16 protein-coding genes are annotated in these 15,551 nt (G+C 43.8%); all 16 read right to left on the bottom strand.

All coding sequences use genetic code 11. The features are described from left to right. The coding region (atpD, locus tag ACEQ1T_RS14790; protein ID WP_370223520.1) for a F0F1 ATP synthase subunit beta at positions 1-974 on the bottom strand (974 nt) is incomplete at its 3' end. Positions 975-1,170: 196 nt separating this feature from the next. After that, positions 1,171-2,028 carry a F0F1 ATP synthase subunit gamma gene (locus ACEQ1T_RS14795; RefSeq protein WP_009332212.1) on the bottom strand — a complete coding sequence of 286 codons (858 nt, stop codon included), beginning with the start codon at positions 2,026-2,028 and terminating at the stop codon, positions 1,171-1,173. 85 nt (positions 2,029-2,113) lie between these two features. Next, the gene (atpA, locus tag ACEQ1T_RS14800) at positions 2,114-3,622 is read right to left on the bottom strand and encodes a F0F1 ATP synthase subunit alpha (RefSeq protein ID WP_035327926.1); all 1,509 of its coding nucleotides are present in this window, start codon (positions 3,620-3,622) and stop codon (positions 2,114-2,116) included. Positions 3,623-3,646: 24 nt separating this feature from the next. Next, entirely contained in the window at positions 3,647-4,183 is a 537-nt protein-coding gene (locus ACEQ1T_RS14805) for a F0F1 ATP synthase subunit delta (protein WP_019380612.1), read from the bottom strand. Beyond that, the gene (locus tag ACEQ1T_RS14810) at positions 4,180-4,701 is read right to left on the bottom strand and encodes a F0F1 ATP synthase subunit B (protein ID WP_206840715.1); all 522 of its coding nucleotides are present in this window, start codon (positions 4,699-4,701) and stop codon (positions 4,180-4,182) included. The genes ACEQ1T_RS14805 and ACEQ1T_RS14810 overlap by 4 nt, the downstream gene beginning before the upstream one ends. 149 nt (positions 4,702-4,850) lie before the next feature. Then, complete coding sequence (atpE, locus tag ACEQ1T_RS14815) at positions 4,851-5,063, bottom strand: F0F1 ATP synthase subunit C (protein WP_009332220.1); 213 nt, start codon at positions 5,061-5,063, stop codon at positions 4,851-4,853. Positions 5,064-5,138: 75 nt separating this feature from the next. Next, positions 5,139-5,852 carry a F0F1 ATP synthase subunit A gene (atpB, locus tag ACEQ1T_RS14820; RefSeq protein WP_113882338.1) on the bottom strand — a complete coding sequence of 238 codons (714 nt, stop codon included), beginning with the start codon at positions 5,850-5,852 and terminating at the stop codon, positions 5,139-5,141. A gap of 21 nt (positions 5,853-5,873) precedes the next feature. Continuing rightward, the gene (locus ACEQ1T_RS14825) at positions 5,874-6,248 is read right to left on the bottom strand and encodes an ATP synthase subunit I (protein WP_206840717.1); all 375 of its coding nucleotides are present in this window, start codon (positions 6,246-6,248) and stop codon (positions 5,874-5,876) included. A gap of 5 nt (positions 6,249-6,253) precedes the next feature. After that, positions 6,254-6,475: an AtpZ/AtpI family protein gene (locus ACEQ1T_RS14830; RefSeq protein ID WP_206840719.1), complete on the bottom strand. Its 222-nt coding sequence runs from the start codon at positions 6,473-6,475 to the stop codon at positions 6,254-6,256. Positions 6,476-6,776: 301 nt separating this feature from the next. Continuing rightward, entirely contained in the window at positions 6,777-9,044 is a 2,268-nt protein-coding gene (locus ACEQ1T_RS14835) for a S8 family serine peptidase (protein ID WP_370223523.1), read from the bottom strand. Between the two features lie 78 nt (positions 9,045-9,122). Next, positions 9,123-10,412 (bottom strand): serine hydrolase, encoded by a 1,290-nt coding sequence (locus ACEQ1T_RS14840; RefSeq protein WP_370223524.1) that lies wholly within the window; start codon positions 10,410-10,412, stop codon positions 9,123-9,125. A 166-nt stretch (positions 10,413-10,578) separates the two neighbouring features. Beyond that, positions 10,579-10,818 carry a hypothetical protein gene (locus ACEQ1T_RS14845; RefSeq protein ID WP_009332231.1) on the bottom strand — a complete coding sequence of 80 codons (240 nt, stop codon included), beginning with the start codon at positions 10,816-10,818 and terminating at the stop codon, positions 10,579-10,581. A gap of 88 nt (positions 10,819-10,906) precedes the next feature. After that, the gene (locus tag ACEQ1T_RS14850) at positions 10,907-11,503 is read right to left on the bottom strand and encodes a hypothetical protein (RefSeq protein ID WP_192907957.1); all 597 of its coding nucleotides are present in this window, start codon (positions 11,501-11,503) and stop codon (positions 10,907-10,909) included. A 482-nt stretch (positions 11,504-11,985) separates the two neighbouring features. Beyond that, a complete protein-coding gene (wecB, locus tag ACEQ1T_RS14855; RefSeq protein ID WP_370223526.1) occupies positions 11,986-13,137 on the bottom strand; it encodes a non-hydrolyzing UDP-N-acetylglucosamine 2-epimerase in 1,152 nt (383 codons plus the stop codon). A gap of 63 nt (positions 13,138-13,200) precedes the next feature. Next, positions 13,201-13,830, bottom strand: a complete 630-nt coding sequence (upp, locus tag ACEQ1T_RS14860) for a uracil phosphoribosyltransferase (protein ID WP_009332241.1) — start codon at positions 13,828-13,830, stop codon at positions 13,201-13,203. Positions 13,831-14,297: 467 nt separating this feature from the next. After that, a complete protein-coding gene (gene glyA, locus ACEQ1T_RS14865; RefSeq protein ID WP_370223528.1) occupies positions 14,298-15,539 on the bottom strand; it encodes a serine hydroxymethyltransferase in 1,242 nt (413 codons plus the stop codon). Positions 15,540-15,551 lie beyond the last annotated feature (12 nt).

A 15,551-nucleotide genomic window follows, 5' to 3' on the forward strand; every position in this document is an offset into this window, starting at 1 on the left:
AAGTGAGCGAATGTTGTAGCAGGAGCCGGATCCGTATAGTCATCGGCTGGTACGTAAATCGCCTGGATGGAAGTAACAGAACCTACGTTAGTAGATGTGATACGTTCCTGTAATTTACCCATTTCAGTAGCAAGTGTCGGCTGGTAACCAACGGCAGATGGCATACGGCCTAATAGGGCTGATACCTCTGAACCTGCCTGTGTGAAACGGAAGATGTTATCCATGAAGAATAGAACGTCCTGTCCTTGGTCATCACGGAAGAATTCTGCCATTGTCAAACCAGTCAGGGCAACACGCATACGCGCTCCTGGCGGCTCGTTCATCTGACCGAATACCATCGCTGTTTTCTTGATAACACCTGAGTCTGTCATTTCATGATAAAGGTCATTACCTTCACGAGTACGCTCACCTACACCGGCGAATACGGAAATACCGCCATGCTCCTGAGCGATGTTATTGATAAGCTCCTGGATTAATACGGTTTTACCTACTCCGGCACCACCGAAAAGACCGATTTTACCACCTTTAATGTAAGGGGCAAGAAGGTCTACTACCTTAATTCCAGTTTCAAGAATTTCTACTTCAGTAGAAAGCTGCTCAAACTTAGGAGCCTCTCTGTGGATAGAATCACGACGGGCATCTGCAGGGATTGCAGGATCTAAGTCGATTGATTCACCAAGTACGTTGAATACACGTCCAAGTGTTACATCACCTACTGGTACAGAGATTGAAGCACCAGTGTCAACAACTTCACTACCGCGCTGTAAGCCGTCAGTAGAAGACATTGCAATGGTACGTACTGTATCATCACCTAAATGAAGGGCAACTTCAAGGGTTAAGTTGATGTCAACTTCAGATTCGTTACGCGCAGGATTTGTAACAGTCAATGCATTATAGATCTCAGGAAGCTGGCCGCTTTCGAACTTTACGTCAACAACCGGACCCATAACTTGAAGAACGCGTCCTTTGTTCATCTTTTTCCCTCCGTTCGTTTTACATAATGGAGAGCAGGCAACAACTCCACCTGCCAGCTCCGCTTTTCATTTGTCTAGCTTCAGCGCCAAGCCCCTCGAGGTCATAAGCCAATCCCTTTCGGAAGGAAAAAACGCCTTCCTGAAGGGCTTGACTTATGCTTATCGGGGCTGATCGGGGCGCTTCCGCTTTTCATTATTATTCTAACGCGGCTGCTCCGCCGACGATTTCGGTAATTTCCTGCGTGATGGCTGCCTGACGTGCGCGGTTATAGCTTAAGCTTAATGAATTGATAAGGTCTTTAGCGTTATCCGTTGCATTTTGCATAGCCGTCATCCTTGCAGCATGCTCACTTGCCTTACTGTCTAAAAGCGCTCCGTAGATTAAGCTTTCAGCGTATTGAGGCAGCAATACTTTTAAAATTTCTTCAGCGGAAGGTTCAAACTCATAAGATGTAAGCTTTTTCGAGCTGGAGATATCCGTAAGCGGAAGAAGCTTCTTCTCTGTTACATCCTGTTGAATCGCGCTGACATAATGGCTGTAGTACATATATAATTCATCAAATGTCTCATCAGCGAACATGCCAACTGTTTTGCTGGCAATATCTTTGATTTCAGCAAATGCTGGCTGGTCTGCAACGGCAACGATATCCAGAATGACGTTCATATTGCGCTTTTTGAAAAAGTCGCGGCCAACACGTCCGATCGCAATGATTGCATATTCATCCGGTGATTTATGGCGCTTTTGAATCGTCTGGTAGACATTCCGCAAAACGTTACTGTTATAAGCTCCCGCAAGTCCGCGGTCAGACGTGATTACCAGGTAACCAGTTTTCTTGACAGGGCGGCTGGTCAGCATTGGATGTGATACATCCTTGCTTCCCAAAGCGATGGATGCCGTAACTTCCTGGATTTTCTCCATATAAGGCACGAATGACTTTGCATTCATTTCTGCCTTATTCATTTTCGCAGCCGATACCATCTGCATTGCTTTAGTAATTTGACTCGTTTTCTTCGTAGAAGTAATACGATTTTTTATATCGCGTAATGATGCCACAGGTTCTCACCACCCTTATACAAGTTTGTCAGAACCGAATTGAGTTGCTTAGATGGGGAGCACTTCCCCATCCAGGCAATCTCCATTATTCGGATACTGCGAAAGTTTTCTTAAAGTCGTTAATCGCAGATGCCATATCGTCATCAGAAGGAAGTTCTTTAGTAGTCACGATATGGTCTAACAAATCTTTGCGGTTATGGTCTAACCATGAAAGGAATTCAGATTCGAAACGACGAATATCCTGTACAGGAATGTCATCTAAGAAACCGCGAGTTAGAGCGTAAAGGATTGCAACCTGCTTCTCAACTTTTAGCGGCTTGTTAAGATCCTGCTTTAGAACCTCTACTGTACGGGCACCACGGTTAAGTTTAGCCTGTGTTGCTTTATCAAGGTCAGAACCGAACTGGGCAAATGATTCAAGTTCACGGTATGAAGCAAGGTCAAGACGCAGTGTACCTGCAACCTTTTTCATTGCTTTGATCTGTGCAGATCCACCTACACGTGATACAGAAAGACCCGCGTTGATCGCCGGACGTACACCAGAGAAGAATAGGTCTGACTGAAGGAAAATTTGTCCGTCAGTGATTGAGATAACGTTTGTTGGAATATATGCAGAAACGTCTCCTGCTTGTGTTTCGATAAATGGAAGCGCAGTGATTGAACCTGCACCTTTCGCATCGCTTAGCTTCGCAGCGCGCTCAAGCAAGCGGCTGTGCAAGTAGAATACGTCCCCTGGATAAGCTTCACGGCCTGGAGGACGGCGCAATAGCAATGAAAGCTCACGGTAAGCAGAAGCTTGCTTTGTTAAGTCATCATACACAACAAGAACGTGCTTGCCGTTGTACATGAACTCTTCACCCATTGTTACACCAGCGTAAGGAGCTAAGTATAGCATTGGAGCAGGCTGTGATGCAGATGCTGTTACAACGATTGTGTAATCCAGGGCACCTTGCTTACGAAGTGTTTCTACTGCATTACGAACTGTAGATTCTTTTTGTCCGATTGCCACGTAGATACATACCATATCCTGATCTTTTTGGTTCAGGATCGTATCGATTGCAACGGATGTTTTACCTGTTTGACGGTCACCGATGATTAACTCACGCTGTCCGCGGCCGATTGGCACAAGAGCGTCAATCGCCTTGATGCCTGTCTGAAGCGGCTCGTGTACGGATTTACGATCCATAACACCTGGTGCCGGGCTTTCAATTGGACGTGATTTAGTTGTGTTGATTGGTCCCATGCCATCTACTGGCTGTCCAAGAGGGTTTACTACGCGGCCGATCAGTTCTTCACCAACCGGTACCTCCATGATACGGCCCGTACGGCGTACTTCATCGCCTTCACGGATTTCTGTAAATGGTCCTAAAATGATGATACCGACGTTATTTTCTTCAAGGTTTTGTGCCATACCCATAACGCCGTTTGAAAATTCAACAAGTTCTCCAGCCATGACATTGTCGAGGCCATGAGCACGAGCGATACCGTCACCAACAGAGATAACCGTACCTACATCACTCACTTGAATTTCCGACTGATAGTTTTCGATTTGCTTTTTTATCAGCGCACTGATTTCTTCAGCATTGATGCTCATGAGTTTCACCCCTATCTACGAATCTTAGCCTAATAATTGACGTTCAAGACGCTCTAGCTTCCCGCGCAAGCTGCCGTCGAAAATCCGGTTTCCGATTCGAAGCTTGATGCCGCCGAGCAAGTTAGTATCAACTATATTGTCAATACGAAGTGATTTTTTTCCAACCTTAGCTGCAAATGACACAGATAATGCTTCCTTCTCTGCTTCAGTCAGCGGACGAACAGTGTATACTTTCGCATCCGCAATCCCTTTTTTATCATTCGCAAGGCTTATAAAATGATCTGCCACATCAGAGATATGATCTTCGCGGTGGCGTTCAATTAATATCATTAACGTATTTAGTACAAACGTGTTCACAGATGCAAATGCGTCTTTTAAAATCTCTTTTTTCTTCTCAATTGAAAGCTTTGGAGATTTCAATACAGACTTTAAATCTGAGTTATTCGTTACTACTTCTTTCACTGCACGAAGCTCTTCTTCCATTTGGTCAAGAAGCTGGTGTTCATTCGCAAGCTGGAAAAGAGCCAACGCGTAGCGCTTTGCTACTGTGGAGCCCGTCATCGCTTTTCTCCTGCCTCTTGAATGTATTCATTGATCAGCTTTTCTTGATCAGCTGCGCTTAATTCCTTCTCAATAACCTTGGAAGCAATTAGGACAGACAATGAAGCGACCTGCTCGCGGATAGCGGCAACCGCCTGTTCTTTCTGCTGCTCGATTTCAAGCTTAGCAGATTCCTTAATGCGTTCAGACTCAGTGCGGGCAGCCGCAATGATCTCCTCGCGCTGCACGTCGCCTTGTTTCTTCGCATTTTCGATAAGGCCCTGTGCTTCTGTACGTGCTTCTTTTAAAAGACTTCTTTGCTCTTCTAAAAGTTTTTTTGCTTCTGTACGGCTTTCTTCTGCCGCTTGGATTTCACTGGCAATGTGCTCTTCACGCTGCTGCATAATGCCCATTAAAGGACCCCACGCGAATTTTTTCAGCAATGCCAACAAGATGATGAACATGATCAGCTGGTACAAAATGTCCCCGCCGTTAAAACCGCCGCCTGCAGCGCCTAATACTAGACTGTTTGTTAACACCCTCGATTCACTCCCTTCAAGAGTTGTTCCACTTATGAAACGGAGTCATATGCATGATTCCGAATTAGTTTTACGGTAAAAAAACATAAAGGAATGGCGAAGGTTCATGGAATGATCTTCGCCATTTAGAACGATTGGTACAGTATTAATTAACCGCCGATAACCATGAACGCGATAACAACGCCGATGATCGGAACAGCCTCTACTAACGCAACCCCGATGAACATTGTAGTTTGAAGCATACCGCGAGCTTCTGGCTGGCGAGCCATACCTTCAACTGTTTTTGATACGATAAGACCGTTACCGATACCGGCACCTAGTGCTGCTAAACCGATTGCAATTGCTGCTGCTAAAAGACCCATTATTGAGTTCCTCCTTAAATTGTATGAAAATTTATTTGTTTAAAATGTTTTGTCCATGAAATGAACAGGTATATATTAATGGTCATGACTCACTTTGTGTGCCATATAAACCATTGTTAACATACAGAAAATGAATGCCTGGATAGATCCGACAAAGATTGAGAATCCTTGCCATACAAGTGTCGGCAGTATTGCTGCAAGCATTCCGCCTACACCGGCGTGAGCCAGTCCTCCGACAAGCAATGTCAGCAGGATTTCACCTGCATAAATATTACCGTATAGACGAAGTCCCAACGTCAGAGTGTTTGCAAACTCTTCAATGATTTTCAATGGGAACAAGAAAGGCATTGGCCTGATAAAATCACGGCCGTATTCTCCTACTCCTTTAAGCTTTACGCCATAGTAATGCGAAAGCCCAACAACCATTGCCGCTAATGTTAATGTGATAACAGGATCGGCTGTTGGCGATTTCCACCATAAAGTGTGATCATAAGTGATTGCGAACGGAAGTCCGAGCATGTTTGAAACAAAGATATACATGATCAGGGTTAATCCAAGGATATGGAATCTTCCGCCTGTCTTCCAGTCCATCGTGCTGTTAATGATATTCTTAACAAAATCCATAATCCATTCGAAGAAATTTTGCATCCCCGTTGGTTTCATGGCCAATCGACGGGTTGAAAGCAAAGCAATAATGAAAACAACAGCACTTGCCACTGTAATCATCAGTACGTTTGATAAGTTAAAATTCAATCCTAAAAAGTCCACTATAGGAGCTTCATGATGCAATAGTGTTCACCTCTCTTCCCGCTATTTACGTAATTGAAAAGATTGAAGAAAATAATCTATCATAATGACAATATAGGATGTCATTAATCCAAATACCACACTGATCAGATGCAGCTTATCAGGATATTCCAGAGCGATCATGACAGCAAAAACTGCTGTAGCCATTCTGGATACCGTTCCAAGTGAACGCACCTTCTCGCCTCTCTCGACTGCCTCTCCAAACTGCAGCGCCTTTCGTGATATCAGCCACAGATTGAACAGACTCAAGCCTGTACCAAAGATCAAGCCCAGAAAAATAGATTGATATGGTGTAAAACCCCAGCCGAGAACGTATACAGACAACAAAAGGAATATGTATTTTCGCTGTCTTTGAAAAGTTACTTTGATTTCCGGCATGATGTTCATTCTCCTGTGAAGAAATGTTGGATTAAGCGAAGCATGGCGTATATCCCGGCGCCCAGTCCAATGAACAAGCCGATTAATAGGAATAACGGCTCTGTTCCTGCCTTGCTGTCAAACCACCTTCCGGCGAAAATGCCAATGAGCGTGGAACCTACTAACTGAGAAAGAATGGCGGACATTAAGGCCATCGCCTTAAATGGGTTGCGGTCATTTTGACGCATAAAAACGCATCCTCCCTTAAGAGAATGGTAAGTGGGTTTTGAGGCCATAATTAATCACATTAACATCATGCAGAAGTGGGAAATATGTCTGCAAAAATATTTTGAAAACCCTATCATCTTTTACCCTTTGTAAGCATACAATAGGGCTTTGTCAATGTCAATGCGTTTGGAGTGAAAAAGTTCACAAACAAAAAGGTAAAAATATGGTATGTTCACATATTTATCACATTTAAATTTCGGATTTCTATTGAAAAAGGAGCGAGTTTCTGCATCGCTCCAGAAAGCGCTTTATTCTTAGGTCTCACCTGCTTAGCCAGCTCTTGTTATTAGCCAATGGTTCCGGGTCCCCAAGCTGCCCATCCGGTCTCACAAAGAGATAAGTTTCAATCCAATCTTCCTTTCCGGCTTTTTTGGCAAATACCTTTGCAAGGTACAGCCCTGGCCCCGGAAGCTTATTTGCAGGAATTTCCTGCAGCAGCTGTCCTTTGCCAGCATTTCTTTTCCAGTCCAAAAACCCCATGAACCGGAGGCTTTCCGAATCAAACAAGGCAATTCCGAACTCTTCTGCTCCGCCAGGAAGATACACTTCATAGCGATACGTGCCCGGCTTATCTCCTTTGCCCAGCCCGAATCCCATAACCCTTGGATAATCCGGCTCCTCAAGCACATACAGATATGGAATCCTGATGGTTTCGGCACCTGCCTTCATCAGCAAGTACCCATCATGGATTTTTTTCTTTAAAAGAGTAGGATCTGCAGACATTTTGATTTCCGCCTTTTTCTTTTCACCCGGGTTAAGTTGAAACGCTATGGGCATTTCCCAATTGATGCCTTGGTCTTTATAGGGTACGGAAAAGGAATAGGTCTGTGTTTTTTCACTTATATTTTCAACCGTTATAAAACTGCTGTGTTCATGCAGCCTGTCCGCGATCTGAAATTTCCCAAATTGCAGTGAAGCCGGGAGGACAAGCGTTTCTGCTTTCAGCGCTTGATCAAGCTGGATTCTGCCTGCTCCCTGCTCATAAGTTTTATATGTTTTTCCTTCTGTATTCATAAGAAGCTTAGCCGTATTCATAAGTACTGCCTTAATCCGTTCAGGCCCCCATTCGGGATGAGCCTGTTTCAGGATGGCACAGGCCCCTGCGACATGCGGAGCGGCCATGCTAGTCCCCTGCAGCGGCAGGTAACCGCCAGGAATGGTGCTATTTATGGCGACTCCAGGTGCCACAACATCCGGCTTGATTTCCCATGTTGATGTAACTGGTCCACGGGAACTGAAGTCAGCCAGGATATCCCTTTCTTCTATTATATTAGTCCGGGCAAGGAGTCTTCCTTCATTAATGTTCTTCTTGAGCTCCTCTCCTTCTTCCTTTGATAACGCCGCTACCGGAATTGGAACACCACTGTCCAGATTGCCAAAGAACCTGCCTTTTGTATTATTAAAAATAATGATTCCCTCTGCTCCTGCTTCCATTGCATGGACTGCCTTATCAGTAAACGTTAGTTCCCCTCGTTCCACTAATACCATTTTCCCTTTGGCATTCTTCAATTCTTCAGGATGACCGAGTCCTCCATCGACCAATTCATAGGATCGGTCAAATTCCCAATCCTTTGACCCCTGCAGCAAATCAAGACGAATTTCCCGCCCGCCTATGCTCAAAAATGGCACCTTCATTGTCGGTGTAGAGGCTCCTACAGAAATGGCCTTCGACGCTGTGCCCGGTGATCCGACCGTCCAAATATTCGGGCCCGAATTACCCGATGAAGTGACAGCCGTTATTCCCTTTTCAACTGCTTTATTAAGGGCCATGCTTATCGGAAGGTCAGGTCCGTTTACGTTATTTCCCAAGGAAAGGTTTAACACATCAACTTTATCCTTTATTGCCTGTTCGATGGCCGCTATCACCTGTTCTGTTGTTCCGCTGCCGCCTGGTCCGAGAGCCCGGTAGGCGATAATGGTTGCTTCAGGTGCAACCCCTTGAATTCTGCCATTTGCCGCAATGATTCCTGCGACGTGAGTGCCGTGCAGTGTGCCTTGTCCCCCTGCAGCTTTTGTTTCCATCGGATCCTTATCATTATCCACCAGATCATGTCCGCCGCCATAGCTCCTTCGCAAGTCTGGATGATTATAATCGATGCCGGTATCGATTACGCCCACTTTCACACCCTTGCCTGTGAGGCGGTGATTATCTCTGTCATAATAGCCTCTGGCACTAATTCCGCCAATCAGCTTGATATTGTCATCGGAATGTACATGATAGGTATTAACCGGTGAAACAGAAGATACTGACTCTATCTTTTGCAGGCTTTGCAATGCAGATTGCTTTCCTATAACTGAAAAGCCGTTCAACGCCTGATTGAATGTATGCCTAATTTGCAGATCAGGATTTTGATCTATCATTTTCTTAATCCCCTGTTCGTTCTTCGCATCTTTCAGAACGACGATAGCCACTTTTTCTATATCAGGTGACTCTTCCGGAATAGGAGGGTGTGAAAGTGTCCGGGCCAAAACAGTACTTTGACTCCAAAAGAAGGATATGAATGTTAAGATCAGCAAGAATTTTTTCATAAGAAAACCCACCCTCTTTTTGTTTTAGGGTGGGCTGAATAGGTGCCATGTATGCGTAAATTGATATAAAATAAACGGCTAGTTCAAGGATTCATAAACAATATTAGCTGCTTCTTTTGAAAGAGCGCCTGTGCTTCGGTATGATCCGCTTGGTAAAGGACCATTGTTTTGTTTGTTCGTAAGCAGGATAATCTGGAGGTTTTCCTTTGGATCTATAATAACCTGGGTTCCAGTAAAACCAGTATGGCCAAAGGCTATGTCAGAATAGTGATCTCCCATATACCAGCTTTTATCCAGCTCCCAGCCATATCCCTGGCCAAAGCGCTGAGGAGAGGTAAAGATATCAATCACTTCTTTATCATACATTTTGGTTTTTCCATATGTTCCGCCATTTAACATGGTCTGGCCCAATACGGCAAGGTCCCTTGCTGTCGAAAATAAACCAGCATGGCCTGCAATACCTTTATTGCCATAGAAGCTATTCCCATCATTAACTTCTCCAATTAGTGTGTAATTTCTCCAGTATTTAAACATATCCGGGCTTTCTTCAACATAGTACCCGAAATTAGGGTCATCAATCATTTTATATTCATATTGATTCCCCCAGGAAGTAGCTGCAATTTTATATTTGAAATGTTCAGGAGGAGTAAACATCGTATCATGCATTTTTAAGGGATTATATATATTTTCCTCTAAGTATTTATCCAATTTTTGTCCACTTATCTCTTCAATTAAAAAACCCAGCATCATAAAGCTAAAATCGCTATATCTTCTGTCCGTTCCAGTCGGGTATTCAAGGGGCAGCTGGTTTATATAACTCAGAACCTCTTCCGAATTGTCAGCATATAGGTATGTCGGTTTCCAAGGAGTCAATCCTGAGGTGTGTGTCAGCAAGTCGGCTATTGTAATATCTTCTTTTCCACGCTGAGCAAACTCAGGTATATATTCAGATACCTTGTCATTGACTGAAAGTTCACCGTCACTTACCAGTTTCATAATGCCCTGAGTTGTTCCCATCACCTTCGTAACTGAAGCAAGATCGAAGATTGTTCTCTTTTTCATTTTTCGGGGATTACTGAGTAATTCCCCCATATCGTATTTTTGTGCATATCCATATGCTTCCTCTTTGACGATTTTTCCATCCTTTGCCACAAGAATTACTGCACCGGGTGTAATACCATCCTCAATAGCCTCCGTAATTGCTCTATCAATACCCTTTAATTTGACAGGATCAAAGCCAGCCTTTTTCGGATCAGCATGACTTAATTTCTGCCCGGACCGTTCGGTGGCATTCACCATATTTCCAGAAAATACTGCAGAACTTAAGGCTAATGCCAATACTATTAACAATATCTTTAACCTTTTCAAATTTTCATCTCCTTTATAACCAATATACAATATTTTGTATAATTAATATTATCTATCTTTCAATCGATTATCAATATAGTTTTTAGTATTTTCAGAAAATAGTACTTTTAGATTATCACGAAAAAAATAAGCCACCAAATAAATGATGGCTTACTCCCTTTATGTATTAAAATAGCTGATTCGGTTCAAGTTTCCCCTTTTGAATTAACCGGTCACGCTTCTTATCTCTCCACATATCCGTTAGCGTCGCGGCTATTAATAATAATGTAAGCAGAATTCCTTTTCCTTCTGCCAGTTTAAATACCAGGGCGATAAAACCTTCGGACATGAAGGTATTCATTAATGAACCCAGCAGCATGATGATCCAGACAATTAATGCTCCTTCTACTACGGCTAATGCTCTCATTTATTCGACCTCCCGAGTATTTAAAATCATTATGCCAATACCCTGAAGACAGCAGTCTAAACGTACATCTTGCAATTCGGGATTGCCTTTACTTTCCAAAAATCTTCTGCCAGATGCTTTTGCTTTTTTCAGCTTCTAATGCACCGGCTACTTCTTCTACAGACTTTTGTGTCGCCATCAATTTTTCATAGAGGGAAGTGACTTTTTCGCTCTCTTTTTCATAGCCTTGTGCATGGGCATTTCTTAAATCTTCAATTGTGAGTTTGAGCTCATGCACCTCATGTATCAGCTGTTTGTTTTGTTCTCTGATTTTATTTTGGGTTAGACGGGACTGTTCATTTTGCTGAACGAGAAAGCTGACCAGCTTTTTCATATCTGTCAGTTCTGAATTCACATTCACCAGTGAAGTGGTGCTGCTTTCTTCGTCATCTTCCACTGTAATAATCACTGGGATGCCTGCATCCTCAAGCTTTGCTGTGACTTCCTCTTTCTTTAACCCATCTGAATACAATTTCCGGATGAATTTAAGCTTTTCGATTTCGGAAGCCTGGATTTTATAGCGATTGTGTTCTTTCCGATAATTTATGTATTCTGCATGCTCCTGCAAATAACGCTTTAAGCTATTTTCAGGTATGTCCGGAAGTGCTTCTTTGAGCTCCTTCATTGTCAAATACTGATTTGCCAACGTCCTCAGCACCTTTCTTGGTATCTTTGCCGATCACCCAGCCGTTGCTGGGCATTACCCATGTCCAACCACCTAACCGCCAACAAAACCACCATCAACATTTTTGCGGTGAATAGTCAATCAATGAAGTCATTTCTGCTTCATTTCTTCAACCATGACCAAACCAATTTAACACACTAAAAAACCGATATATCAACATTCTATAAATAGCTATACAACCATCAGCACGTTAACCGCTTATATACTGCGGGAATTTCACTTCCATTTCTTCTATACTCTATCATAACTTTTCCAGCATTGAGGCGAAAGAGACTTTTAACATAAATATTGATTAATACTATAAAAATTCCTCTGCTCATTATCAACCACCCAACCACCAACATATCAACCACGTTATTTTCTAGTATTCTGACACTCTTCTCCCCTCCCCTTTTTAGAAAGGAACAGAAAAATGCACCTCCTTTTAAGAGAGGTGCATTCTTTTAGTTTTGCGGTTTATATTCTTCCGGACGATCATTCGTCTGTTGAAAATGGTAGCGGATCGCTTCACAAATTCTCCAGGAAGCATTTCCGTCTCCATATGGATTTACGGCTTTTGCCATTTTTTCATAAGCTGCCCGATCAGTAAGAAGTTCAGTTGCCAGTTCGTAAATTGGCTGTTCCTCAATGCCGGCAAGCTTTAGGGTGCCGGCTTCGATTCCTTCAGGCCTTTCCGTTGTATCACGGAGAACAAGTACAGGCACACCAAGGGATGGAGCTTCTTCCTGGACTCCGCCCGAATCTGTCAGTATCAGATGAGCTCTTGAAGCAAAGTTATGGAAATCAATGACGTCAAGAGGTTCAATCAAATGAATGCGGCTATCGTTGCCAAGGATTTCTGACGCAATTTCCCGCACAGCCGGGTTCAGATGAACTGGATATACAACTTGTATATCTTTCTGTTCTTCAACCAGCCTTTTAATAGCCTTGAACATGTTCCGCATCGGCTCGCCCAGGTTTTCACGGCGGTGTGCTGTGAGAAGCACAAGGCGGCCTTCGCCGATCTTCTCAAGGACTTCATGATGATACGTGTCTTTAACAGTTGTTTTAAGGGCATCGATTGCCGTATTTCCAGTGATGAAAATACTTTCGCTCTTTTTATTTTCATTTAAGAGGTTTTCCGCTGACTTAGATGTTGGCGAGAAATGAAGATCTGCCATTACGCCTGTAAGCTGGCGGTTCATTTCCTCAGGGAATGGAGAGTATTTATTCCATGTGCGCAGTCCCGCTTCCACATGACCGACTACAATCTGGTTATAGAAAGCGGCAAGGCTTGCAATAAACGTTGTAGTGGTATCTCCATGAACAAGCACGATATCCGGCTTTACTTCTTTCATGATCTTATCAAGGCCTTCAAGTCCGCGTGTTGTCACATCCACCAAGGTCTGGCGGTCTTTCATGATATTCAGGTCATAATCAGGTGTGACCTGAAAAATGTTTAATACCTGATCCAGCATTTCCCGATGCTGTGCCGTAACGGTGACAATCGATTCAAACTGATCAGGGCGTTTTTCCAATTCAAGAACAAGAGGTGCCATTTTAATAGCTTCCGGTCTTGTTCCGAAAATCGTCATAACTTTAATTGGACGATTCATTCGGAGCACCTTCCTTTTTTAAATGATATTTTCAATCTTTTTGTCCGTTCCCTGCTGCTGAAATTATTTCGTTCCGAATAAACGGTCGCCTGCATCGCCGAGACCAGGAACAATATAGCCTTTTTCGTTCAATTTTTCGTCTAATGCTGCGATATAGATGTCAACATCAGGGTGAGCTTCCTGTACAGCTTCTACCCCTTCAGGAGCAGCAATCAGGCACATGAATTTAATGTTTTTGCCGCCGCGCTTTTTAAGAGAGTGGATGGCTTCAATTGCGGAACCTCCAGTTGCAAGCATTGGGTCAACCACGATGAAATCTCTTTCTTCCACATCACTTGGAAGTTTTGCATAGTATTCAACCGGCTGCAGTGTTTCCGGGTCGCGGTATAAACCGATATGGCCCACTTTTGCAGCTGGAATCAGCTTCAAGATGCCGTCAACCATTCCAATTCCTGCACGCAGAATAGGGATAATTCCTAACTTCTTACCTGCCAGTACGCTGGACTTCATCGTGCTGACTGGAGTTTCTATTGTAATTTCTTCTAAAGGCATATCACGGGTGATTTCGAATGCCATAAGTGTTGCCACTTCATCGACAAGCTCACGAAATTCCTTTGTTCCCGTACTTTTTTCACGAATGTATGTAAGCTTATGCTGAATTAATGGATGGTCAAAAACGTAAACCTTTGCCATGATTATCTCTCCTTTTCAATATGCAGATTAGTCGAACCACACTTCGTCTAATTTTACAGAAAAACAGTTCCATCGGCAACTATGATTCGCTTTTGTTAAAGAAAAGTCATTTTTAAAAGAAAAGCGTAAGCGCCTCGTTCACCTAAGGAACGCAGGCTAAGAGCGTCACGTCCTGTGGCAGCGTCTGCATGACCCGCATCCTCCCAAAAGCTGCCGCTTTTGTTCGTGCGAGGATATGCTGACGAAGCCTTCCTTGTCCTGCGGTCCTCAAGCATAAGATGATTCCTGTAAGAAGCCATTTTTCCTTTTGAAAGGAAACGGGCTTAGACCTAGAGTCCTTGGAGCCCCAGCTAGACAAGCTTGTAACCTCGAGGGGGCAGGCTGCTTGCGCCAGACAGTTCTCGAAGTTCGAAATTTTCTTATATAACCATACAAAAGCCGGCCTCTTGCTGTGGCCGGCTGACTGATTAATATTCAGGATATAAAGTAAAGCTGCCTGTTAAGGCTTCGACGCGCTGAGCCGCTTCTTGAAGCTTCCCTTCATCTTCATGATTTTTAAGTGTGAAGGCAATGATGGATGCAATTTCCTGCATTTCTTTTTCGCCAAATCCGCGGGACGTAACGGCCGCTGTACCGATGCGGATGCCGCTTGTCACGAATGGGCTTTCCGGATCGAAAGGAATCGTGTTTTTGTTGACTGTAATGCCGACCTCATCAAGCACTTTCTCAGCTACCTTCCCTGTTAAGCCCAGGGAACGAAGGTCAACTAAAAGCAAGTGGTTGTCTGTGCCTGCAGATACAAGATTGATTCCTTCAGCCTGCAATGCTTCAGCCAGCTTTTTGGCATTAGAAATAATATTGCCTGCATATGTTTTGAATTCTTCCTGAAGCGCTTCGCCGAAGGCAACCGCTTTTGCCGCAATAACGTGCATTAAAGGACCGCCCTGGATTCCAGGGAAAATGGATTTATCAATTTTCTTTGCATATTCTTCTTTGCAGAGAATCATGCCGCCGCGCGGTCCGCGCAATGTCTTGTGCGTAGTAGTTGTAACAAAGTCCGCGAACGGAACCGGATTCTGATGAAGCCCAGCAGCTACAAGGCCTGCAATATGAGCCATATCAACCATCAGCATGGCACCGACTTCATCGGCAATTTCCCGGAAACGCTTGAAGTCAATTTCACGCGGATACGCACTTGCACCCGCTACAATTAGTTTCGGTTTATGCTGACGGGCCTTTTCAAGCACATCATCATAATTGATGCGATGTGTTTCTTTATCCACTCCATATTCGACGAAATTGTACTGCACGCCGCTGAAGTTTACAGGGCTGCCGTGAGTTAAATGTCCGCCATGGGATAAATTCATGCCAAGAACAGTGTCTCCCTGCTCCAGGACAGTGAAGTATACAGCCATATTTGCCTGTGCTCCTGAATGCGGCTGCACGTTCACATGCTCCGCGCCGAAAATTTCTTTCGCACGGTCACGGGCTAGATCTTCGACTACATCCACATGTTCACATCCGCCATAATAGCGTCTGCCTGGATAGCCTTCAGCATACTTGTTTGTTAAAACACTACCCTGTGCTTCCATTACCGCTTCACTGACAAAGTTTTCAGAAGCGATTAATTCAATCTTTGATCTCTGGCGTCCTAATTCTTCCTGAATCGACTTGAAAACCTGCTCATCCTGCTGTGCTAAATGCTTCATAAGAATCCTCCC

This window comes from Cytobacillus sp. (genome assembly GCF_964223445.1).
Lineage (GTDB): Bacteria > Bacillota > Bacilli > Bacillales > Cytobacillaceae > Cytobacillus.